The following is a 22,376-nucleotide window of genomic DNA, read 5'->3' on the forward strand; positions in this document are numbered from 1 at the left end:
GGCGACGGCGCTGATGCGCTGCAAGCCTTGCCCAGAGCGAGTTTTGCGCATGGCAAGCAACTTTCTTGGCTGAGGGATGGGGCTAATCAGGACAACTATTGGACCGCCGAAATGCGGTGTTGCGCTGAGTATCCTCGATCGCTGGCGCTTTGTGAATGGGGGAAATCTTAGCCGCGATCACGGGATTGCAAGACGGCAAGCGGCCGCGACCATGCAGATGCTTGCGGTGTTATCCAGCAAGGACACAGACGTATGAATTACACCCCCAGCAACAATGGCGTAATAGCACGTCCGCTGACGCGGTTGCTCGATCAAGTGCGCGGCCATTTGCGCGCTCGGGACTACAGCCTGCGCACCGAGCAGCGTATTTCCGTTGGATGGCGTCACAGTGCAAAACCGTGCACGTACGACGTCCACCGCCAGAAACGAAAAAACCGCGCAATGCGCGGTTTTTTCGTCGGGCCACTTGCCAACCGATCAAGGACGCCGCGCCAGCGCCTCCACGTCCTTGGCCTTGGGCAGCAGGTCCTGCTTGGTCACCGCAAACGGCCCGATGCTCAGCATCGGCACGGCCACGATCACCGAGGAGATCACCACGATCACCGCTCCAATCATGTGGGTCTCGGCCAGGCCTTCCATCGACTCGCCGCCGTAGATGTACAACGCCATCGCCGACAGGAAGAACATCACCGCCGTAATCACCGTGCGCGACAGCGTCTGGTTGATCGAACGGTTGAGTACTTCCAGCGGTTCCACGCGCAGCGCGCGGAAGTTCTCGCGCACACGGTCGAACACCACGATGATGTCGTTGATCGCAAAGCCCATCACCGACAGCAGGCCGGCCAGCACGGTCAGGTCGAACTCGCGGCCAGTCAGCGACACGTAGGCCACCGTCACCAGCAGGTCGAACAGTGCGGTCAGGCTGGCGACCACCGCGAACTTCCATTCGAAGCGGAAGGCGATGTAGATCAAAAAGCCCACCAGCATGAACACCGTGGCGTAGACGCCGTTCAGGGCCAGGTCCTTGCCGACCTGCGGGCCGACGAATTCGCCAGGTTGCACGGTGGCCGGGTTCTCGTCGCTGGTCACCGCCTTGCGCACATCCTCGGCCACGGTGCGTGCGGCATCGTCGCGGTTGTTGTGCTGGCCGTGCGGCTGCAGGCGGATCATGACCTCGTTGCCGCCGCGAGCATTCTGGACCTGGGCGTTCTCGAACCCGGCCTTGGCCAGCTGCTCACGCACCCTGTCCACGTCCACGGTCTTCTGGAACGAGGTCTGCACCAGCGTGCCGCCGGTGAACTCCAGCGCGTAGTTGAAGCCCCTGCCGACGATGACGCCGATCGAGGCAACCGCGATCACCAGCATCAACACCAGCACCGGCTTGCGCAGGCGCATGAAGTCGATCTTGGTGTCGTTGGGAATCAGATGGAGCGGGAACAATTTCATGGAAAAGATCTTCCGTTTAGACGTTGCGCACCGTCAGGATGCGCAACGCTTGCGAAGGGATTCATCCCCCGCCCCTGGCAGCGCGCTGCCGGGGCAAGGCCGGACTCGCATCAGATGGCGACGGTCTTCAGCTTCTTGCGGCTGCCGTAGATCAGCACCGCCAGCGCACGCGATACGGTGATCGCGGTGAACATCGAGGCGAAAATACCGATCATCATGGTCAGCGCAAAGCCGCGCAGCGGGCCGGTGCCGAAGGCATACAAGGCCACTGCGACGATCAAGCCGGTGAGGTTGGCGTCGAGAATGGTGCCGCCTGCCTTTTCGTAACCGGCGGCGATCGCCGATTTGGCCGGTACACCCAGCCGCAGCTCTTCACGGATACGCTCGTTGATCAGCACGTTGGCGTCCACCGACAGACCGACCGACAGCGCAAGGCCGGCAAAGCCCGGCAACGTCATGGTGGCGCCGAACAGCGACATCACCGCCACCACGATCAGCAGGTTGAACAGCAGCGCCACCGAGGTAATCGCGCCGAACACGCGGTAGTAGATGGTGAAAAACACCAGCGTAAACAGGAACGAGTAGATCACCGCAGTGACACCGCGCTCCACGTTCTCTGCACCCAGGCTCGGGCCGATCACGTATTCCTCAACGAAGTCCATCGGCGCGGCCAGCGAGCCGGACTTCAGCAGCTTGGCCAGGTTCTCGGCCTCGGTCTTTTCCAGGCCGGTGGTCTGGAAGTTCTTGCCGAACACGCCGGCGATGCGAGTCGGCGACAAGGCTTCTTCCTTGACCCGCACACTGCGCACTTCCTTGCCGTCAACCATGGTCACCGTTGGGATGCGCTCGATGTAGACCACCGACATCGTCTTGCCGACGTTGGCGCTGGTGTAGTCGAACATGCGCTGGCCGGCGACGTTGTTGAGCGTCACCGCGACCGCCGGCATGCCGTTCTGGTCGGTGCTGACCGAGGCACTGACCATCTGGTCGCCGGTCACCAGTGCGCGCTTGTTGAGCAGCACCGGCGCGCCGGTATCACGTACGCGGTAGACCTTGGCCTCCGGCGGGATGGTGCCGCTGCGCACGGCATCTTCGGCGTTGCCTTCGACCACGGCGCGGAATTCCAGCGAGGCGGTGGCACCGATCAGGCGCTTGGCTTCGGCGGTGTCCTGCAAGCCGGGCAGTTCGACCACGATGCGGTCCTCGCCCTGGCGCTGGATGGTCGGCTCGGACACGCCCAGTGCATTGACGCGGTTACGCAAGGTGGTGAGATTCTGCTCGATCGCGCCACTGGCGATCTGCTTGAGCTCGGCCTCGGGCACCTTGACGGCAATGTTCTGGCCGCTGACGTCGTAGGTCAGGGTCGGCTGCGCCTTGGCCAGCGCCACGCGCGCGGCATCGGCGTTGGCGCCCTCGCCCAGGCTGACCTGGATGCTGTTGTCGCCGCGGCGCTCCACCGAGCGGTAGGCGATGCGGGCGTCGCGCAAGGTGGTGCGGATATCTTCGGCAAAGCCGTCCAGCCGCTTCTCCAGCGCGGCCTTCTGATCGACCTGCATGGCGAAGTGCACGCCGCCGACCAGGTCCAGACCCAGCACCATCGGCCGGCCGCCCAGCTTGGCCAGCCATTGCGGCACGGTGGACGCCAGGTTCAACGCCACGGTGTAATTCTCGCCCAGCTGCTGACGCAATACGTCGTTGGCGCGGGTCTGCGCCTGCAACGAGGGTAGGCGCACCATCAGGCTCTCGCCCTCTTTGGTGATCGCCTTGGGCGTGATGCCGGCGCTCTTGAGCTCGCCGTCGATGCGGCTGCGCAATGCGTCGTCGAGCTGCGCACCGCGGCTGGCGGCGGTGATCTGCACGGACGGGTCCTTCTGGTAGACGTTGGGCAGCGCATACAGCGCGCTGACCGCCAGTACCAGCAGGATCAGGAAATACTTCCAGCGAGGAAATTCGAGCATTGCGACAGTCCCGCGCAACACCGTCCCGGCGCCGCGCCTAGCAGTGGGAACGACTTCAGGCGACCGACACGAGGTCGCCAGCAGTCATCCGGTGGATGCGAGCAGTACGCGGAAACCGCAGCACCAGGGTGCGATGCGGCTCCTTGCACCGACTGCGCCCGCCTGACGGTGCGCGCAGCAGTGATGTTGCGGATGGTGCAAAGCGAACAACGGCAGGCACAAACGGCCGGTCAAGCGTCGGTGGCGCAGCGATCACGGAGTGTACGAGGGGTTCCTGCCGTTTTCGAGCGCCGACCGGGCGGCGCTCAGCTGGCCGACTTCAGCGTGCCCTTGGGCAGCACATGGCCAACGGCGCTGCGCTGTACGCGAATACGCACATTGTCGGCCACTTCCACGGTGATGAAGTTTTCGCCGATATCGGTAATCACGCCGGCGACGCCGCCGGAGGTGATGACTTCATCGCCACGGGCCAGCTTGTCCAGCAGCGCCTTGTGCTCTTTCTGGCGCTTCATCTGCGGGCGGATCATCAGGAAGTACATGACCGCGATCAGGATGATCGGCAGCGCGAAGGTGGACAGGCCGCCCACCGAGCCGGGTGCCGCTGCGCCGCCGGCCGCTTGGGCCTGGGCCGCGGGAATCAGGAAATCGAGCAAATTCATTCAATGCATCCTAGTTTGGTGCCAGCGCACCCACCGGCGCGCTCGCTATTCAGGTACCGCCTTGGCGGAACAGCCGGGAATTATGCCACGCAGGGTCCACCCCGTCCGCGTCGGGCACGGACGGCAGGGCTCAGCTGGTCTCCCCCGGCAACGGCGGCGTGGTGGCGCCGCGTGCCGCATAGAAGGACCGCCGGAACTGCACAAAGGTTCCCGCCGCGATGGCTTCGCGCATGTCGGCCATCAGTTTTTCGTAGTACCAGAGGTTGTGCAGGGTGCCCAGCATTGGCGCCAGCATCTCGTTGCAGCGGTCCAGGTGACGCAGATAGGCGCGCGTATAGCCACTGCTGCAGGCGTGGCAACCGCAGCCTGGCTCGATGGTGTCCAGGTCACGTTCGTATTTGGCGTTGCGGATCCGCACCGTGCCGAACGAGGTGAAATAGTGGCCGTTGCGCGCATTGCGGGTGGGCATCACGCAGTCGAACATGTCCACCCCGCGCGCCACGCCTTCCACCAGGTCTTCCGGCCGGCCCACGCCCATCAGGTAGCGCGGGCGCTCGGCCGGCAGCCGCGGATGCAGGTGTTCGAGCATGGCATTGCGCTCGTGCTCGGGCTCGCCCACCGCCAGCCCGCCGATGGCGTAGCCGTCGAAGCCGATTCCTTGCAGGCCCTCCAGCGAGCGACTACGCAGGTCCGGATGCACCCCGCCCTGCACGATGCCGAACAGCGCCGCATCGTTGCCCAGCCCGTCGTGCGCATCGCGGGAGCGCTGCGCCCAGCGCAGGCTCAGCTCCATCGAGCGGCGCGCCACCTCTTCGGTGGCCGGGTATGGCGTGCACTCGTCGAAGATCATCACGATATCCGAATCGAGCACCTTCTGGATCTGCATGCTCTCTTCCGGCCCCAGGAACACCCGCGCGCCATCGGTGGGCGAGGAGAAGGTCACGCCCTGCTCGGTGATCTTGCGGCGATGTGCCAGCGAGAACACCTGGAAACCACCGGAATCGGTGAGGATCGGCCCGTCCCAGCGCGCAAAGCCATGCAGGCCGCCGTGGTCGCCGATCACCTCCAGGCCCGGGCGCAGGTACAGATGGAAGGTATTGCCCAGGATGATCTCCGCCCCCAGCGCGCGGATCTGCTCGGGCAGGATGCCCTTGACCGACCCGTAGGTGCCTACCGGCATGAACGCCGGCGTTTCCACCGTGCCGCGCGGAAAGGTCAGGCGGCCACGGCGCGCGTGGCCGTCGGTGGTCTGGAGCTGGAACTGGAGTCGGGACATTGAGGGGCCGGGAATGGGGAATGGGGAATGGGGAATCGGGAATGGAGAATCGGAAAAGCGGTTTGCAGGCGGCTGATCGTTTGGCGGATACCGCCTTACGATTCCCCATTCCCGATTCCCGATTCCCCGCCCCACAGCAACATCGCATCGCCATACGAAAAGAAGCGATAGCGCTGCGCGATGGCGTGCTGGTAGGCGGCGAAGATGCGCTCGCGGCCGGCGAAGGCCGAGACCATCATCAGCAGCGTGCTTTCGGGCAGGTGGAAGTTGGTGACCATCGCATCGACACTGCGGATGCGGTAGCCGGGCAGGATGAAGATCCGGGTTTCGCCGGCGAACGGCTGCAATTCGCCCTCGGGCGCGGCATCGGTGATGCGCCAGGCGCTTTCCAGCGAGCGCACCACCGTGGTGCCCACCGCGACTACGCGGCCGCCGCGCGCCCGGGTGCGGCGCACCTGCTCCACCAGTGCCGCGCCCACGTTGAGCCATTCGGTATGCATCACGTGCTGGTCCAGCCTGTCCACGCGCACCGGCTGGAAGGTGCCGGCGCCCACATGCAGGGTGACGTGGCCGAACTCCACCCCGCGCTCGCGCAGGCGCGCCAGCAGGGCCTCGTCGAAATGCAGGCCGGCGGTGGGTGCGGCCACCGCGCCGACTTCGCGGGCGAACACGGTCTGGTAGCGCTCGCGATCCTCCACACCCGGCTCGCGGCGGATGTACGGGGGCAGCGGCAGGCGGCCGGCCTCGGGCAACCACTGCTGCAGCGGCACCGGGATATCGAACCGCAGCAGGTAGAATTCGCCATCGCGGCCCAGCACCTCGGCCTGGCCGCCGGCATCGAGCGCGATCAGGCTACCGGCCTTGGGCGACTTGCTGGCGCCGATCTGCACCCGCGCTTCGCGTTCGCCCAGCAGCCGCTCGATCAGGATCTCCACCCGCCCGCCGCTGGCCTTCTGCCCGAACAACCGCGCCGGAATGACCCGGGTGTCATTGAAGATCAGCAGGTCACCGGGCTGCAGCAGCTCCGGCAGATCGCGCACCTGGCGGTCGCTGAAGGCCGCCGGCGCCGGCGGCACCACCAGCAGGCGGCTGGCCGCCCGCTCGGCCAGCGGCGCCTGGGCGATCAGGTCTTCGGGCAGTGCGTAGTTGAAATCGGACTTCTTCAAGGCCGCAGGATCGGTTGGCTGGGGAGCCGGGCATTGTAACTGCGGCCGGGAATGGAGAATCGGGAATGGGGAATCGTAAGAGCGGTGAGCCGGGCGCAGCACTGGTGACGGTGAAGCGCTATTGCTGTTGCTGTTACGATTCCCGATTCCCGATTCACCGCTCGAACTTGGTCGACAGAATGATCGAACTGGTGGTGCGCTCCACCCCGTCGATGGCGCCGATGGCATCGGTGAGCACGTCCATCTCGTTGACGCCGCCCACCACGCCCAGGGCGATCAGGTCGTAGGCGCCGCTGACCGAGTGCAGCAGGCGTACCTCGGGGATGTCGCGCAGCGCCTTGACCACCGCCGGCATCTTCTTGGGCAGGACGGTAATCAGGATATGCGCACGGATGCGCCCCTGGTCGTAGGCGTCGTGGGTGCGCACCGTGTAACCGCTGATGACGCCATCGCGCTCGAGCTTTTCGATGCGGCTCTGCACGGTGGTGCGCGACAAACCGAGCCGGCGCGCGATCTGCGCGGTGGAGGCGCGGGCGTCCTCGCGCAGTAGCGACAACAAGCGCTCATCGGAGGGGGTGACTTTCATTTTTGCGCAATGATTTCGGCGAATCGACGAAAATAGCGCACATCTCGCCAGATTTCACGCTGCCAAACGCCGATCTCCTGCCGATAATAGGAAGACAATGCCATCTTGCTGGAGAAGCGCCATGTCCGTCCTCGCCCCGCTCGCCCCGCTGCGCGCCCATACCGGCCGTCGTCTGACCGATGGCCTGGACGATGCCGCCATCGTGCGCTTGGCCGGCAACCACCCGGACCTGGCGCAGGCCATCACCGCTGCCGCTGCCGAATACGCCCAGGTGCGTGAAGAGGCCGGCGACCTGCTCGAGCTGGACGAAGAGGCGCAGATCGCCGCCGTACAGGACGGTTTCATCAACTTCTACGCCGATGATGCGATCACGCCGTACGTGGCGCTGGCCGCACGCGGACCGTGGGTGGTCACGCTCAAGGGCGCGGTGCTGTACGACGCCGGCGGCTACGGCATGCTGGGCTTCGGCCACACCCCTGCCGCGGTACTGCAGTCCATGGCGCGCCCGCAGGTGATGGCCAATGTGATGACGCCCAGCCTGTCGCAGCGCCGGCTCGACCGCGCCCTGCGTGCCGAGATCGGCCATACCCGTGGCGGCTGCCCGTTCGCGCGCTTCATGTGCCTCAATTCCGGCTCGGAGGCGGTCGGCCTGGCCGCGCGTATCGTCGATACCAACGCCAAGCTGCACACCGACCCGGGCGCGCGCCACGCCGGCGCCCGTATCAAGCGGCTGGTGGTCAAGGGGAGCTTCCACGGCCGTACCGACCGCCCGGGGCTGTATTCCGATTCCAGCCGCAAGACCTACACCAAGTACCTGGCCAGCTATCGCGACGAGGATTCGGTGATCGCCATCGCCCCGTACGACGTGGCGGCACTGCAGCACGCCTTCGACGAGGCCGCGCGCAATCACTGGTTCATCGAGGCGGTGTTCCTGGAGCCGGTGATGGGCGAAGGCGATCCGGGCCGCGCCCTGCCGGCCGAGTTCTACGCCGCCGCGCGGGCGCTCACCCGCAGCCATGGCAGCCTGTTGCTGGTGGACTCCATCCAGGCCGGGTTGCGCGCGCACGGCGTGCTGTCGGTGGTGGACTATCCCGGCTTCGAGCAGCTCGACCCGCCGGACCTGGAAACCTATTCCAAGGCACTCAACGCCGCGCAGTACCCACTGTCGGTCCTGGCCGTGACCGAGCATGCCGCGCAGGTCTATCGCAAGGGCACCTACGGCAACACCATGACCACCAACCCGCGCGCACTCGATGTCGCCTGCGCCACGCTGGCCTTGTTCACCCCGCAGGTGCGCCAGAACATCCGTGTGCGCGGCGCACAGGCGATCGCCAAACTGCAGACACTGCAAGCGGAGCTGGGCGGGCCGATCACCAAGGTGCAGGGCACCGGCCTGCTGTTCTCCTGCGAGCTTGCGCCGCAGTACAAGTGCTACGGCGCTGGCTCCACCGAGGAATGGCTGCGCCAGCGTGGCGTCAACGTGATCCACGGCGGCGAGAATTCGCTGCGTTTCACCCCGCATTTCGCCATGGACGAAGACGAGCTGGACCTGCTGGTCGGCCTGATCGCGCGTGCCTTGCAGGAAGGCCCGCGCCAAGCCCAGGCGCAGGCGGCCTGACCCGGCGCCGCCGCATCGCCCATCAGCAGGCGTCGCGCCGCCGGTCAGTGCCGGCGGCGCCAGCGCAGCAGGCGGCGCACGGCCGTCAAGGCGCGCATGTCTTCAAGCGCAGGCTGCGCGCCACATCGCGCCAGTCGAAGGCCGCCACGGCCTGATCGTCGTGCAGCGCATAGAACACCCCGCCCGGGAAGCGCGCATCGCCACGTTGGTCCAGCCACACGCCATCGGTATTGGCGGTCACCCGGCCGGCAAAGGCGCCCACATGCGCCAGTGTCTTGCGATCGAAGACCTGGAACACGCTGCGGTCCTTGAACTGGTCGGTGGCGATCCAATAGCCGCTGCCATCGGGGCACTGCAGCAGGGTCAGGCCTTCGGCCTGCGCCTTGAACAGCCCGGTGCCGACGTTGCGCCCGCGATAGCGCCCATCCATCCCGTACTCGCGCAGTTGCGTGCCCACTGCCACGTCTTCTTCGGCGATCATCAGACGGCCATTGGCCTCATCGCCGAATACCGACTCGGCAATGCGGATTGCGCCGGCCTCGGTGGTGTCGCCGAAGGTCTGCGTCAAGCGCGCTTGCCAGCCCGCTGCGGCCGCATTCAACTGATAGCGGCGGAAGCGCTGCCCCAACTCGGCCAGCGGCGGCGGCTGGTCCTTGTTGCCCGGCGACATGTAGTTGTCGCTGACCACCACCTCGTAGTCGCCGTCGTGCTTGCGTACCCACAACCCGTAGGGTTCGCGCAGCGCATCCTGGCCAAAGCTGGTCAGCGGCGTGAATTCCGGCAGCGAGAACACCTGCACCCGGCGGTTGTCACGCTCCACCACGAACAGCAGGTCGTCCACCACCGAGATCCCGTTCGGGCGATCCAGCTTGCCCGGCGCCTTGCCCTTGCCGCCCACCACCCGCAAGCGCGTGCCGCTATCGCCATCGAAGACCACCAGCGTATGGGTAGCCTTGGCGGTGGCAATGATCCAACGCTTGCCCTCCGGGCTGATCCAGCTGGCCGGCGAATCCAGGTTGTCCGACGGCGTGGACACAGTGATGAAGGCTTCCGGCACCACCTCATGGGCCACGTTCGCTGCAACCAGCGTGGGGTCGGTGAGCAGTGCTTCATCGGCTTCGCGATCGACCGGTTTGCTTGCACAGCCGGCCAGGACCATCGCGCTGGCCAGCACGGTGGTTTGCAGCCGCATCCGCGCGCCCATCACAGCGCCACCTTCAGGCCAAGTGCATAGGTCCGGCCATATTCCTCGTTCTGCAACGTGCGCGAGCGCACGCCCTGGTACAGCTCCAATGGCGCGTCCAGCAGGTTCTGCGCTTCCAGGTACAGGCTGATGTGGGGATTGAACTGATAACTCATGCTGACATCCAGTTGGGTGTGCGGGGCGACATAGATATCGTAGGCGCGGGCCTGACCGATGGTGTCCAGGTACTCGCTGCGGTGCACCGCCGCCACGCGGGTGCTGAGGCCATATTTCTCATAGCCCAGGTGACCGCTGTAGATCCGCCTGGACGAGCGCGGCAACGTGAAATCCTCGCCGGCGCGGTCGCTCAGGCCCGGATCGAAGTCGCTGGCCAGGGCGGTGGCGCTGGCACCGACCAGCAGCCCGTTCCAGCCCTCCGGCAGGAAATCCAACGTCTGTTGCCAGTTGAACTCGGCACCGCGCACCTTGGCGGTGTCGCCATTGATCGCGCGCGTCACCTGCAGGCCGGGGAACTGCGCATCGGTGGTGGTCAGGGTCTGCACGATGTAATCGTCGATCGATTTGTCGAACACGCCCAGCGACACCACGCCGGTGCTGCCGATGTATTTTTCGACAGACAGATCCAGGTTGGTGGAGCGATACGGGTTGAGCTGTGGGTTGCCGATGCTTACTGCGTTGTCGCCACGATTGATGCTCACGCGTGGGGACACATCGCCAAACGCCGGGCGCGACAAGGTCTTGTTGGCTGCAACGCGCAGCACCCAGTCATTGCCGCTGTCATAGCGCAGGTGCAATCCCGGCAACACATTACTGTAGCTGCTGGATGCCTCGCGCGGGGTGACCGTGGCGGTACGGCCATTGGGCGCCACGTCCACCTGGTTGCCGGTGGCGTTGAACTGGGTATTTTCCACGCGCACGCCGGCGATCATGCGCAAGGCGCCGATATCCCAGGTGCCCATTGCGTAGGCGGCAAAGACGTTTTCGCTCGCGGTGTAGTCATCCTGCAACGACAACTGCTGGTTGCCGCCAACATCCTGTGGGCGCGCACTGTACAGATCACCGGACGCACGCCAGTAGTCACGCATGGTATCGGAGCTGAGGCTTTCGCCCAGCGTGCCACCGCGGTGCTCCGGCGCTGCCGTGGTCCAGCTGCTCAGATCGATCGCCGGGCCGCGACGCAGCTCGCGTTCGTCCACGTTGACATCGCGCTCGCGCCAGCGGCCGAGCACACCCATTTTCAGACTGGAATGCTCGCCGTCGAAACGCACGTTGACCTGCGCGCTGTGCTCGTCGTCGTCTACCTGCTTGGGCGCGATGACGAAGCGGTCGAACACGAAGTCCTGGTTGCGCTGCCAGCCGTTATCGGAAAATCCCAGGCGCGGGATGCTGCTGCGCTGATCCACCGTGGCCGCCAGATCGTCGCCGTCGTAGTTGAAGCGCGCTTCCATCTCGTCGTTCACGCGCTCGGTGGTCTTGGTATAGCCAACCTTGTAATCGACGGTGGCGCTGCGCAGGCGGTTCTCGCCACCAGCGCTGATCGCCATGTTGTCTTCCTTCTTGGTGCGGAAGCGCACCCGCTTGGAGATGCTGCTCGCCGGCAGAGCGGCCACGGTGTAGGTGCCGTCGCCATTGGCGGTGACCTGCCCATCGGCCAGCCCGAAGGCGGTGAGCTGACGCGTTTCGGCATCGTCGAAGCGGCTGTACAACGAGCGCAGGTAGTAGCGATTATCCGCATCCGGCCGCCAGTCCAGATTGACATTGGCGCCCGTGCGGGTGCGCTCGATGAAGTATTTGCGCCGTTGCACCCGGCCTGCGAACAGATCGTCTTCGGCGCCACCATCGAAGCTGTCGTAGGCCACTTCGGTGTTGTCCGATTCGAACTGGCGATCCTGGTGGTTCACCCCCACGGCCACGCCAAGGGTGCCGCCGAAGATGTCGCTGTAATTGAACGCACCCTTGGGGCTGGTCTTGCCGGACAGCGACTGGTGGCTTCCTTCGATCGAACCACGCAGCGTGCGTCCATCGCGATCGAAAGCAGAGGTGGATTCCACCTGGATCGCGCCGCCGATCGAGTCGCCCGGCATGTCCGGGGTTGGTGACTTCACCACCTTCAGGCGCTCGGTCGAATCGGAAGGAATCACGTCCAGCGGCGTGGAACGCGTGCCGTCTTCAGGCGTGCCCATGTTCATGCCGTCGATGGTGACGCTGTTGAGCGATGCATCCAGACCGCGAATCACCACGAAACGACCCTCGCCCTGGTCGCGGGTGACGCTGACACCCGGCAGGCGCTGCAGGGACTCTGCAACATTCTTGTCGGGATAGCGGCCCAGCGCATCGGAGGCGACCGCATCCTGGATCGCATCGGAAGCGCGCTTGAGATCGACTGCGCGCTCCTGCGCTTCCAGCTGCGGGCGCACTTCCAGCCGTTCAAGCTCCACGGCCGCCGCGCTGGTGGCGGCGCCAGACGGGACAGCCACTTCTGCCGCATGTGCCTGCCCGCCAAGGCTGGCGGTTGCCAGCGTCAGCGTGATCGCCAGGCAGAGCGGAGTCTTGTTCAACACGCAGGCATCCCCTATCGGTCAAGAATGGGTGTGCACACTATGTCTGCGACGTTTCATCGACATGACATGTGCCAGCGCAAGTGCCTGCGTGTGTGGCAACGCCGCACATGGCTGCGGCACACTGTGCTTCTTTCCTGCCTGTCGCCGCCCATGAAAATTGTCGAAGTCCGCCACCCGCTCGTCCAACACAAGATCGGCTTGTTGCGCGACGCAGCCTTGAGTACCAAAGGCTTTCGCGAACTGGTCACCGAACTGGGCACCTTGCTGGCCTACGAGGCCACGGCGAACCTGGACACCGAGTCGCATGTGCAACCCGGCTGGGCCGGTCCGGTGAACGTGCAGCGCATCGCCGGCGCCAAGATCACCCTGGTACCGATCCTGCGTGCGGGCCTTGGCATGTTGCCGGGCGTGCTGGCGCTGATCCCGGCTGCGCGGGTCAGCGTGGTCGGCCTGCAGCGCGATGAGGAAACCCTGCAACCGGTGCCCTACTTCGAACGCCTCACCGGCCGCTTGGAAGAACGCGATGCACTGATTCTGGACCCGATGCTGGCCACCGGCGGCACCTTGATCGCCACCGTCGACATGCTCAAGCGCGCCGGTGCGCGCCGCATCAAGGGCATCTTCCTGGTTGCCGCGCCGGAGGGCCTGAGGGCGCTGGAAGCCGTGCACCCGGACGTGGAGGTGTATACCGCCGCCATCGACGATCACCTCAACGAAAAGGGCTACATCCTGCCCGGCCTGGGCGATGCCGGCGACCGAATTTTTGGCACGCGGGTGGAGTGAACTGCGCTGGCTTGAAGCCCCTCTCCCCTCGGGAGAGGGGTTGGGGTGAGGGTACGGTGCGTCAGTGTTCCTGCCAACGCCGCACCCTCATCCGGCGCTACGCGCCACCTTCTCCCGATGGGAGAAGGAAGAGCACTGAAGCCCGCCTCAGCGCGTCAACGCCTGGATCGCCGCACTGACATACACCAGCGGCGCGTTCCAGTTGATCGCCACCTCGTTGGTCGCGTAACTGCAGGCATCATCCAGGTACGACAGCGCCGGCCGCCTGGACGGATACGCCACCTTGCAATCCTTGGCATCCTGATGGCCCGGCTGCGGCCCGCCCACCAGCCAGCCAGGCACTGGCGCAGCGATGCCATCGGCCTCCGAAGGGCGATGGTGGATATGCATCGGCGTGCGCTGCCCCACCCCGGTGACGAACGACAGCCCCAGCGGGTTGCGTCCCAGGATGTAGTCCAGCTGCGACTGCGCGGCATCCAGGTAACCGCGGTGCTGCGTCACGCGATAGCCCTGCAACAGCATCATCGCCTGATTGAGGACGACCGCATTGCTGCCCCAGACGAAATCGGTATCGGTCATCGCCAACCGCCACGGCGATGCCTGCCACTGCTCGGCCAGGCGCTGCGCAAGGCCGGTGACCTCACCGAGGATGCGCGCACGATCCGCGTGCGGGGTGAGTGTGTCGCGATGCGCGGCCAGCGACATCCACGCCAGCCCGCCCACGTTGCTCCAACCCGGCACGCTGGCGGGCACGTTGCGCGCCAGCATGGCGTCGTAGTACCCATCTTCGCCGGTGGTGACATACAGCTCGGCCGCCGCCCAGGCGAATTCATCGGCCACCTGTGCATCGTCGTAACCACCGGTGCGCACGTCGTCGGGCTGGCGATAGATCACATCCGGATGCTGTTGCGCCCACGCCCAGGCGGCACGCGAAGCCTTCAACATGCGCGCGGACACGCCCGGATACTGTTTGTCGAACGGGGCGTACACGCGGCTGGCGGCCGCCATCACCGCCGCAAAATCCAGCGTAGCCGCAGTGGCCTTCATCACCACATAGCGCTGCTGCCTGGCCTGCGCCGGCATCACCAACCCATCGAACTGCTTGTCGGTGAGCTTGTGGTAGACCCCGCCATCGGCCGGGTCCTGCATGGCCAGCATCCATTCCAGGTTCCACCAGGTTTCCTGCAGGATGCCGGGCACGCCGGGCGCGTCATTGGGAATGCTCACCGCCTGCGCCTTGAACAGCGCCGGGTAATGCTCGTAGGCCGCCAACACGGTGTAGGTGCTGATGCCGGAGTTGACGATGTACTTGTTGTAATCGCCGGCGTCGTACCAGCCCTTGGGCGCGCTGATGGTGCTGTCTGCCGGCCGCGTGGCCGAGGCGGCCGTGGGGTGGATGCGCACATCGGTATCCGGATGCCCGGCCGCGCGCATAGCGCCCGGCGAACTGCACCGGCAACGCGGTACTGGCACGGTTAAAATAGAACGCCTTCAGCGCCGAGTCGATCACCGGCTGGTAGGCCGAGGCGTTGATCGGGAAGGCATCCGACGGCGGCAGCCCATCGATCTTCAAACGGTAGGTTCCGGCTGCACGCACGCTGGAAAAATCCGCCACCCGGGCCTGTTGCCCGGCCGGCGGCCACGCTGCGACAGGCTGCAACGTGCCCTGCAACACGCGCCGACCTTGCGCATCTTCGAGGGTGAAGCGATCCGCGCGGATTGCTGTGCCTTGTGGCAGCCCGAGCACGGCAAGTTTTTCCGAGCCCGGTAGATAGCCGAGTTGGTTGACGTGGATTTCCGCACCGGAGCCAGCTATTGCGGGCTCAGCAGTACAAGCAGCCGATGGGACGGCTAGCGCAGCGGCAATCGATAAAGCGGTAAATTTTTTCATATCTCATGGTGTCCGCACTGCACCGCTACTACAAGGCCGATCAGCGAAGGCGATTACAGCTGAGCGACGGAACCAATCTCTTGGTCAGCACTTGGGCTTGCTGACCAGTTTCGAATTCACTGAGTAAACAAGCAAGTTCCAGGATTCAACAACGGCTCGCCAAGACGGTGATATCGATACCTTCGGTTCAGTGTACTGCCGGCTGTTTCGCAGTCCTTCGGTAATTGCACCGAAGCGATTGGCCGACGCCGCCTAAACGCCGCCCAAGCATGGCGACGCGCAGCTACATCGCATCGAAACGGCCAAAACTTCCGTGATTTACGCCAATTCTTCGCGCCGATACCAACCTACTTTGGCGCTGCGGTGATGCCGCGCACCACCGCAGTGCAGGCCCAACTGGAAGCTCACTACATCCAACGGGCTCTACAGCAGACCATTCTCTATGCAAAGGATGAACACATGACAATCCTGTTGACCGCTCCCTCTTTTTTCTCCTACCGCAGCGCATGCCAGCCGCACCCCTCGCAACGACATCTAAGCGGAGCAAGAAGTCTCGCCATCGTGCTGTCCATAGGGCTGCTCAGCTTGAGCCAGGCCGCGCTCGCCACCAAGGTATGGAATGCCAGCCCCAACCAGGTTCAGAACAACTGGATTTCCGGGATGTACGCCAACATCAGCGGCCCGTTGAAGGCGACGTTGCAACAGTGCGAGGCGGCTGCGCAGCCGGCATGTGAGGTAACGATTGAGGCCAATGGCGGTGTCCATGCAAGCGCAGACAAGAGGCAGCACTTCACGGTACGGTTCACCGGCAACGCTGCTGCGTATACCGCCTGCCACGTCTATCCGAGAACGCCAGACACTCCCGGCAGCATAGGTCTGGAAGGCGCTAACTGCTACAACGGGGGCAGACCCACCTACTTCAAACTCAACTGATGCAGGCGGCGGTCGCTGGATGCTTGCAACATGCGCGCGGCCATCGCAATGCGGCCGGTTGCCTGACACAACACGGGGTGGGCTTTCGCCACCCCGTGTTGCGGTCCCTGTTTGCCATCCGCCCTGCGGCGGCGCGCGCAGCAGACCTGCGTGCGTTACTGCGCAGGCGTGCCCAGCTGCACTTGCGCCTTGCCCACCGGGTTACGCGGGTCGCTGCCGCCACTGAGCACGTTGCGGCGCTTGTCCCATTCCACCGTCTGCAGGTTGCCCCACACATGGCTGGAACCGCGCCCGCCTTCGGCGCTGTCGCCCGGCTGTTTCAGCGCGTGCCCCATTGCCTGCAAGCCGTTGGCGGTCTGCGGCGAGAACGCATTGCTTTCGGCATCGATGACGTCCGGCAACCACTGGTGGTGGTAGCGCGGCAGCGCGCTGACCGCCTGCGCATCCAGCCCGGCGTCGTAGCCCAGAATACCCAACAGCACCATGGTGATGATGCGGCTTCCGCCCGGTGTACCGAGTACGATCGCCTTGTCGGCCGATTCCATGAAGGTCGGCGTCATCGAGCTGAGCATGCGCTTACCCGGCTTGGGGGCATTGGCGTCGTAGCCCATCACGCCAAACGCGTTCGGCGTGCCTGGCTTGAGCGCAAAGTCGTCCATCTCGTTGTTGAGCAGCACGCCGGTGCCCTTGGGGATCAAGCCCGAGCCATACAGCAGGTTGACGGTCTGGGTGCCGCCGACGCGGTTGCCCTCGCCGTCGATGATGGAGAAGTGCGTGGTTTCGTCGTCTTCCAGCGGGGTCGGATTGCCCGACAGCAGATCGCTGGGCGTGGCCTTGTCCGGGTTGATGGTGGCACGCAGGCCTTGTGCGTAATCCTTGCTGGTCAGCACGCGCTGCGGCACATCGACAAAGTCCGGGTCGCCCAGGAAGAACGTGCGGTCGCGGTAGGCACGGCGCATCGATTCCACCACCAGATGGGTGCGATGCACCTCATCGAGTTTGTTCACGTCCCAGCCTTCCAGAATCTGCAGCATGGCCGCGAGCGCGATACCACCAGAGGACGGCGGCGGTGCGGTGGTGATTTTCCAGCCGCGATAATCGAACTGGATCGGCGCGCGCGCTTTCACCGTGTAACCGGCCAGCTCGGCCGCCGTCCAGCGCCCGCCCGCCTGCTTGACGCCGGCGATCAGCTTCCTGGCGGTTTCGCCTTTGTAGAAGCCGTCGAAGCCCTTGTCGCCCAGCAACGTGAGCGTGCGCGCCAGCTCGGGCTGCTTGAAGATGTCGCCTTCGGCGATGGGCTTGCCACCGCGCAGGTACACCTCGCGCGTGCCGGGGTAGCGCTCCATCACCTCGCGCCGCGAAGCGTAGCCCTTGGCCATGCGCGCATACACCGGGAAGCCCTCGCTGGCAATACGGATCGACGGCGCCAGCGATTGCTTGAGCGGCAGCCGGCCATGCTTGGCCGCCAGCTCCACCAGCGCGGCCGGCAGGCCGGGAATGCCGGCCGACCACGGGCCGTTGACCGAGCGGTCGCGATCCAGCTCGCCCTGCTGGTTGAGGAATTTTTCCGGTGTGGCCGATTCGGGCGCGTACTCGCGCGCGTCCAGCATCACGTCCTTGTCGGTCCTGGCGTCGTGCAGCAGAAAGAACCCGCCGCCGCCCAGGCCGGAGCTGATCGGCTCGACCACCGCCAGGGTGGAGGACACCGCAATCGCCGCATCGAAGGCATTGCCGCCCTCACGCAGGATCTGCAGCCCCGCATCGGTGGCCAGGGCATGGCCGCTAGCCACCGCCGCGCCAGGTGGATGTGCGGCCGCTGCGGTGTTGGTGGCGGCGGGCCTGGCGGCATCGGCGGCCCAGGCCGGCGGTGCCAGCACCAGGGCCAGCAGCCACAGGCCGCGCACGGAAAAACGTCGGGAGAAAGTGCTCACGGGATGGGGGGCTCCTGTTCGTACAGTTCGGGATGATCGCGCTGCAGCTGCATGAGCTTGGCCAGCAATTGATCGTGGGTTTCCGGAATGTCCGGATCCGGGTCGATGCACTCGACCGGGCACACCACCACGCACTGTGCCTCGTCGAAATGCCCCACGCACTCGGTGCAGCGCGCCGGGTCGATCACGTAGATGGTTTCGCCCATCGAGATCGCCTGATTCGGACAGGCCGGCTCGCAGACGTCGCAGTTGACGCACAGTTCGTTGATCTTCAGCGACATGGCGGCAACTCGCAGGGCAGCGCCGGGCACCGGCAGTGAGCGCGCTGCCGCAGGCGGGCGCGCAGCTCCGCAACGCCGAGGGCGTTGCCGGGAACCGGCCAGCAGTGGCCGGCCCCGATGGAGTGCGACATCAGCAACATGGTGCGTGTCCACGCCGCGGCCGGCTGCGCCCTCCCGCGCATCCGGCCTGGCACGGCATTACTTGGCTTCAACGAAGGTGTATTCCGCGCCCTTGGGCTGGACGATGGTCTGCACGCGCGCGTTCTCGGCCGCATCGCCGATGAACAGCACGCGCACGCCCTTCATCGAATCCGGCGGCACGTCCTTGAATGCGGCCTCGATCAGGTCGGCCATCTTGGCGGAGGCCGACGAACCGAAAGCCAGCATGTTGCCCGGCGTCACGCCACGCGCCAGCGCGGTCTTGACGCTTTCCAGCTGGCGCTCGTAGCTGCCGGTGAACTCGGCATCGGACTCCGGTGGCAAGTAATACAGGAACGGGCTGTTGGTGGTGGTGCCCAGATTCTGGCCGACGACTTCCGGCAGGTACTTCTTCCAGCCGGCATTGTCGTCCTTGGCCGGCGCCTTCAGCGGCGCGGGCGCCGCGGCAGCGGTCGGCGCGGCCTCTTCCTTCTTGCAGGCGGTGACCGCCAGCGCGGCGATCGAAGCGAGCGCCAGAGCGCGCATGGTGTGTTTCATGAAACTCCTCCCGTTGAAAAGCGTGTGGTGATGTAACGAACGATCGGATCAGGCCTGGGCGCGGGATGCGCGCACCTGGCGCAGTGCCTCGACCACCGAAGCCGGAACGAAACCGGAAACATCGCCGCCCAGCCGCGCGATCTCGCGCACCAGCGACGACGAAATGAAGCTGTACTGCTCGGCCGGGGTGAGGAACAGGGTTTCCACCTCCGGGATCAGATGGCGGTTCATGCTGGCCATCTGGAACTCGTATTCGAAATCCGACACCGCGCGCAGGCCGCGCAGCAGCACCCCGGCGTTCATGTCGCGCACGAAATGGGCCAGCAGCGTATCGAAGCCGCGCACCTCCACATTGGTGTGCGCCGCCAGGGCTTCCTGCGCCAGCGCGACGCGCTTTTCCAACGGCAGGGCCGGCCCCTTGGACGGGCTGTAGGCCACGCCCACCACCACGCGCTCGAACAGCGGCGCGGCGCGGTTCACCAGGTCGATATGGCCATTGGTGATCGGGTCGAAGGTACCGGGATAGACGGCGGTGCGGCTATTGGCCACGCTCATACGGAAACTACCGGGGTCGGATCGCCGTTCAGTGTAGCAGCGGCCCGGCGATACAGCGCATAGCGCACCTGCCGGGTACCGCCCTCGCGGTGCAGCTGCCAGCTGGCCGGCAGCTGCAGGACCGCATCGGCCGGCGCTTCCAGGTACAGCCATGCCTCGGCGGCCAGGTGCGCGGGCAGGCGTTCGAGCACGCCGGCCCACAGGCCGTCCGCGAACGGCGGGTCGACGAACACGATATCGGCTGCGGCCGCAGGCGCGCGCTCCAGCCAGCGCAGCGCGTCCTCCTGCAGCACCTGTACCTGCTCGGCCGCACCCAGCCGGGCCACATGCTCGCGCAGGCGCTGCGCCAGCCCTGGGTCGCGCTCGATCAAGGTGGCGTGTGCCGCCCCGCGCGAGACCGATTCCAGGCCCAGCGCGCCGGAGCCGGCGAACAGGTCCAGCACGCGCGCACCGGGCAGGCGCGGCATCAGCCAGTTGAACACCGTCTCGCGCACGCGGTCGCTGCTCGGCCGCAGGCCCGGTGCCTCGGGCACCGCCAGCCGCGTATTGCGCCAGCGCCCACCCACGATCCGCACCTGGCCCTCCACGCCACGCGGCGCCGGCCGCGCCGGGCGGCTCATCGCGGCCTGCCGCTGGCGGGCCGAAACAGGTGGAGCATGACGGGATCGAGTGACGGCATGGCTCAAGGCGCGACCAGGGAGCGCCCATGATACCGCCGTCGCTGACGCCCCCGCCCTCCCCGACGCGGCAGCACTGCACGACACATTCGTGCCCATGCGCCTTGAAAAAACCTGCCCACGGCCACATCCCCCAAGCCATCGGCCGACATGCGGCCTGGACCACCACGGAGCACGACCCCAATGACCGTTGACACCGACAAGCAGACGCTGGGCTTCCAGACCGAGGTCAAGCAGCTGCTGCAGCTGATGATCCATTCGCTGTACTCCAACAAGGAAATCTTCCTGCGCGAGCTGGTCTCCAATGCCGCCGACGCCGCCGACAAGCTGCGCTTCGAAGCCTTGGTCAAGCCCGAACTGCTGGAAGGCGGCGGCGAGTTGCGCATCCGTGTGGAATGCGACAAGGACGCCCGCACGGTCACCATCGACGACAACGGCATCGGCATGAGCCGCGAGGATGCCGTCTCGCACCTGGGCACCATTGCCAAGTCCGGCACCGCCGACTTCCTCAAGCACCTGAGCGGCGACCAGAAGAAGGACGCCAACCTGATCGGCCAGTTCGGCGTGGGTTTCTACAGCGCCTTCATCGTCGCCGACCAGGTGGATGTGTACTCGCGCCGCGCCGGCCTGCCCGCCAACGAAGGCGTGCATTGGTCCTCGCGTGGCGAAGGCGAATTCGAAGTGGCCGGCATCGACAAGCCCGAGCGCGGCACCCGCATCGTGCTGCACCTGAAGGACGGCGAAGACGCGTTTGCCGACGGCTGGACCCTGCGCAACATCCTCAAGAAGTACTCCGACCACATCGGCCTGCCGATCGAGATGCGCAAGGAGCATTACGGCGAAGAGGCCGACAAGCCCGCAGAGCCGGAGTGGGAAGTGGTCAACCGCGCCAGCGCGCTGTGGACGCGACCCAAGTCCGAGATCAAGGATGAGGAATACCAGGAGTTCTACAAGCACATCGCGCATGACGCCGGCAACCCGCTGGCATGGAGCCATAACAAGGTCGAAGGCAAGCTGGATTACACCTCGCTGCTGTTCGTGCCTGGCCGTGCCCCGTTCGACCTGTACCACCGCGACTCGGCCAAGGGCCTGAAACTGTACGTGCAGCGCGTCTTCGTGCTGGACCAGGCCGAACAATTCCTACCGCTGTACCTGCGCTTCATCAAGGGCGTGGTGGATTCCTCGGACCTGTCGCTCAATGTTTCGCGCGAACTTCTGCAATCGGGCCCGGTGGTGGACTCGATGAAGTCCGCGCTGACCAAGCGGGCGCTGGACATGCTGGAAAAACTCGCCAAGGACAAGCCCGACGATTATGTGACGTTCTGGCGCAACTTCGGCCAGGCGCTGAAGGAAGGCCCGGCCGAGGACTATGCTAACCGCGAAAAGATCGCCGGCCTGCTGCGCTTCTCTTCCACGCACGACACCACCGGCGCGCAGAGCATCGGCCTGACCGATTACGTGAGCCGGTTGGCCGAAGGCCAGGACAAGCTGTACTACCTCACCGGCGAGAGCTACGCGCAGATCAAGGACAGCCCGCATCTGGAAGTGTTCCGCAAGAAGGGCATCGAAGTGCTGCTGCTCACCGACCGCATCGACGAATGGCTGATGAGCTATCTCACCGAGTTCGACGGCAAGTCGTTCGTGGACGTGGCCCGCGGCGACCTGGACCTGGGCAAGCTGGACTCGGAAGAAGACAAGAAGGCGCAGGAAGAAGTGGCCAAGTCGAAGGAAGGCCTGGCCTCGCGCATCAAGGCCGCACTTGGCGACGAGGTGGCTGAAGTGCGCGTCTCGCACCGCCTGACCGATTCGCCGGCTATTCTGGCCATCGGCCAAGGCGACCTGGGCCTGCAAATGCGCCAACTGCTGGAGGCCAGCGGTCAGGCCGTACCGGAAAGCAAGCCGGTGTTCGAATTCAACCCTGGCCACCCGCTGATCGAGAAACTCGATGCGGAGCAGGATATGGACCGCTTCGGCGACCTGAGCCGCGTGCTGTTCGATCAGGCCGCATTGGCCGCAGGCGATAGCCTCAAGGACCCGGCCGGGTATGTGCGGCGGTTGAACAAGCTGTTGCTGGAATTATCGGCGTAGTCGCCGCTGCCAGGATGCAGAGGAAAGACCGGCATTGATGCCGGTCTTTTTTTGCTCGCGTGACGAC

General features: G+C 65.4%; 17 protein-coding genes and 1 pseudogene. 4 read left to right on the forward strand and 14 right to left on the reverse strand.

Features of this window, described 5'->3' with window-relative positions:
* Positions 1–477 precede the first annotated feature (477 nt).
* From secF to XcuCFBP2542_RS06135, 6 genes are all read right to left on the reverse strand, one after another.
* Positions 478–1,446 carry a protein translocase subunit SecF gene (gene secF / locus XcuCFBP2542_RS06110; RefSeq protein ID WP_104602727.1) on the reverse strand — a complete coding sequence of 323 codons (969 nt, stop codon included), beginning with the start codon at positions 1,444–1,446 and terminating at the stop codon, positions 478–480.
* A 110-nt stretch (positions 1,447–1,556) separates the two neighbouring features.
* The gene (gene secD / locus XcuCFBP2542_RS06115; protein ID WP_104602728.1) at positions 1,557–3,404 is read right to left on the reverse strand and encodes a protein translocase subunit SecD; all 1,848 of its coding nucleotides are present in this window, start codon (positions 3,402–3,404) and stop codon (positions 1,557–1,559) included.
* A gap of 305 nt (positions 3,405–3,709) precedes the next feature.
* On the reverse strand, positions 3,710–4,063 hold the full coding sequence (gene yajC, locus XcuCFBP2542_RS06120; protein ID WP_104602729.1) for a preprotein translocase subunit YajC: 354 nt from the start codon (positions 4,061–4,063) through the stop codon (positions 3,710–3,712).
* Between the two features lie 130 nt (positions 4,064–4,193).
* Entirely contained in the window at positions 4,194–5,339 is a 1,146-nt protein-coding gene (gene tgt, locus XcuCFBP2542_RS06125; RefSeq protein ID WP_104602730.1) for a tRNA guanosine(34) transglycosylase Tgt, read from the reverse strand.
* Positions 5,340–5,434: 95 nt separating this feature from the next.
* Entirely contained in the window at positions 5,435–6,505 is a 1,071-nt protein-coding gene (gene queA, locus XcuCFBP2542_RS06130; RefSeq protein WP_104602731.1) for a tRNA preQ1(34) S-adenosylmethionine ribosyltransferase-isomerase QueA, read from the reverse strand.
* A 154-nt stretch (positions 6,506–6,659) separates the two neighbouring features.
* Positions 6,660–7,091, reverse strand: coding sequence for an Lrp/AsnC family transcriptional regulator (locus tag XcuCFBP2542_RS06135; protein WP_104602732.1), 432 nt, complete (start codon positions 7,089–7,091; stop codon positions 6,660–6,662).
* A 121-nt stretch (positions 7,092–7,212) separates the two neighbouring features.
* Between XcuCFBP2542_RS06135 and XcuCFBP2542_RS06140 the strand changes: the two genes are divergently transcribed.
* On the forward strand, positions 7,213–8,709 hold the full coding sequence (locus XcuCFBP2542_RS06140; protein ID WP_104602733.1) for an aminotransferase class III-fold pyridoxal phosphate-dependent enzyme: 1,497 nt from the start codon (positions 7,213–7,215) through the stop codon (positions 8,707–8,709).
* Positions 8,710–8,794: 85 nt separating this feature from the next.
* Here XcuCFBP2542_RS06140 and XcuCFBP2542_RS06145 read toward each other — a convergent pair whose 3' ends face one another.
* Positions 8,795–9,913: a phytase gene (locus XcuCFBP2542_RS06145; protein WP_104602734.1), complete on the reverse strand. Its 1,119-nt coding sequence runs from the start codon at positions 9,911–9,913 to the stop codon at positions 8,795–8,797.
* On the reverse strand, positions 9,913–12,474 hold the full coding sequence (locus XcuCFBP2542_RS06150; protein ID WP_167526887.1) for a TonB-dependent receptor: 2,562 nt from the start codon (positions 12,472–12,474) through the stop codon (positions 9,913–9,915). The genes XcuCFBP2542_RS06145 and XcuCFBP2542_RS06150 overlap by 1 nt, the downstream gene beginning before the upstream one ends.
* A gap of 150 nt (positions 12,475–12,624) precedes the next feature.
* Here XcuCFBP2542_RS06150 and upp point away from each other — a divergent pair, with 150 nt between their 5' ends.
* On the forward strand, positions 12,625–13,257 hold the full coding sequence (gene upp, locus XcuCFBP2542_RS06155) for a uracil phosphoribosyltransferase (RefSeq protein ID WP_104602735.1): 633 nt from the start codon (positions 12,625–12,627) through the stop codon (positions 13,255–13,257).
* A gap of 147 nt (positions 13,258–13,404) precedes the next feature.
* On the opposite strand, the pseudogene XcuCFBP2542_RS06160 reads toward upp, so the two are convergent.
* Positions 13,405–15,148 (reverse strand): annotated as a pseudogene (locus XcuCFBP2542_RS06160) (glycoside hydrolase family 9 protein).
* A gap of 366 nt (positions 15,149–15,514) precedes the next feature.
* On the opposite strand from XcuCFBP2542_RS06160, the gene XcuCFBP2542_RS06165 reads away from it, so the two are divergent.
* Positions 15,515–16,081 carry a hypothetical protein gene (locus XcuCFBP2542_RS06165; protein ID WP_104602736.1) on the forward strand — a complete coding sequence of 189 codons (567 nt, stop codon included), beginning with the start codon at positions 15,515–15,517 and terminating at the stop codon, positions 16,079–16,081.
* A gap of 155 nt (positions 16,082–16,236) precedes the next feature.
* Here the strand turns inward: XcuCFBP2542_RS06165 and ggt are convergent, their stop codons facing one another.
* From ggt to rsmD, 5 genes are all read right to left on the reverse strand, one after another.
* Entirely contained in the window at positions 16,237–18,012 is a 1,776-nt protein-coding gene (ggt, locus tag XcuCFBP2542_RS06170; protein WP_104602737.1) for a gamma-glutamyltransferase, read from the reverse strand.
* Entirely contained in the window at positions 18,009–18,293 is a 285-nt protein-coding gene (locus tag XcuCFBP2542_RS06175) for a YfhL family 4Fe-4S dicluster ferredoxin (RefSeq protein WP_104602738.1), read from the reverse strand. The genes ggt and XcuCFBP2542_RS06175 overlap by 4 nt, the downstream gene beginning before the upstream one ends.
* A gap of 198 nt (positions 18,294–18,491) precedes the next feature.
* A complete protein-coding gene (locus tag XcuCFBP2542_RS06185; protein WP_170066956.1) occupies positions 18,492–18,989 on the reverse strand; it encodes a hypothetical protein in 498 nt (165 codons plus the stop codon).
* A gap of 48 nt (positions 18,990–19,037) precedes the next feature.
* Positions 19,038–19,544 (reverse strand): pantetheine-phosphate adenylyltransferase, encoded by a 507-nt coding sequence (coaD, locus tag XcuCFBP2542_RS06190; RefSeq protein WP_104602741.1) that lies wholly within the window; start codon positions 19,542–19,544, stop codon positions 19,038–19,040.
* Positions 19,541–20,164: a 16S rRNA (guanine(966)-N(2))-methyltransferase RsmD gene (rsmD, locus tag XcuCFBP2542_RS06195; protein WP_104602742.1), complete on the reverse strand. Its 624-nt coding sequence runs from the start codon at positions 20,162–20,164 to the stop codon at positions 19,541–19,543. Before rsmD ends, coaD begins: the two co-directional genes overlap by 4 nt.
* A 240-nt stretch (positions 20,165–20,404) precedes the next feature.
* On the opposite strand from rsmD, the gene htpG reads away from it, so the two are divergent.
* Positions 20,405–22,309 (forward strand): molecular chaperone HtpG, encoded by a 1,905-nt coding sequence (gene htpG / locus XcuCFBP2542_RS06200; protein WP_104602743.1) that lies wholly within the window; start codon positions 20,405–20,407, stop codon positions 22,307–22,309.
* Positions 22,310–22,376 lie beyond the last annotated feature (67 nt).

The sequence above is a fragment of the Xanthomonas cucurbitae genome (assembly GCF_002939885.1).
Taxonomy (GTDB): domain Bacteria; phylum Pseudomonadota; class Gammaproteobacteria; order Xanthomonadales; family Xanthomonadaceae; genus Xanthomonas; species Xanthomonas cucurbitae.

Excerpts from the sequence above, each read along its gene's own strand:
- secF (WP_104602727.1), bottom strand. The coding sequence starts at position 1,446 with ATGAAATTGTTCCCGCTCCATCTGATTCCCAACGACACCAAGATCGAC.
- secD (WP_104602728.1), bottom strand. The coding sequence starts at position 3,404 with ATGCTCGAATTTCCTCGCTGGAAGTATTTCCTGATCCTGCTGGTACTG.
- yajC (WP_104602729.1), bottom strand. The coding sequence starts at position 4,063 with ATGAATTTGCTCGATTTCCTGATTCCCGCGGCCCAGGCCCAAGCGGCC.
- tgt (WP_104602730.1), bottom strand. The coding sequence starts at position 5,339 with ATGTCCCGACTCCAGTTCCAGCTCCAGACCACCGACGGCCACGCGCGC.
- XcuCFBP2542_RS06135 (WP_104602732.1), bottom strand. The coding sequence starts at position 7,091 with ATGAAAGTCACCCCCTCCGATGAGCGCTTGTTGTCGCTACTGCGCGAG.
- XcuCFBP2542_RS06140 (WP_104602733.1), top strand. The coding sequence starts at position 7,213 with ATGTCCGTCCTCGCCCCGCTCGCCCCGCTGCGCGCCCATACCGGCCGT.
- XcuCFBP2542_RS06145 (WP_104602734.1), bottom strand. The coding sequence starts at position 9,913 with ATGGGCGCGCGGATGCGGCTGCAAACCACCGTGCTGGCCAGCGCGATG.
- upp (WP_104602735.1), top strand. The coding sequence starts at position 12,625 with ATGAAAATTGTCGAAGTCCGCCACCCGCTCGTCCAACACAAGATCGGC.
- XcuCFBP2542_RS06165 (WP_104602736.1), top strand. The coding sequence starts at position 15,515 with ATGCCGCGCACCACCGCAGTGCAGGCCCAACTGGAAGCTCACTACATC.
- XcuCFBP2542_RS06175 (WP_104602738.1), bottom strand. The coding sequence starts at position 18,293 with ATGTCGCTGAAGATCAACGAACTGTGCGTCAACTGCGACGTCTGCGAG.
- XcuCFBP2542_RS06185 (WP_170066956.1), bottom strand. The coding sequence starts at position 18,989 with ATGAAACACACCATGCGCGCTCTGGCGCTCGCTTCGATCGCCGCGCTG.
- coaD (WP_104602741.1), bottom strand. The coding sequence starts at position 19,544 with ATGAGCGTGGCCAATAGCCGCACCGCCGTCTATCCCGGTACCTTCGAC.
- rsmD (WP_104602742.1), bottom strand. The coding sequence starts at position 20,164 with ATGAGCCGCCCGGCGCGGCCGGCGCCGCGTGGCGTGGAGGGCCAGGTG.
- htpG (WP_104602743.1), top strand. The coding sequence starts at position 20,405 with ATGACCGTTGACACCGACAAGCAGACGCTGGGCTTCCAGACCGAGGTC.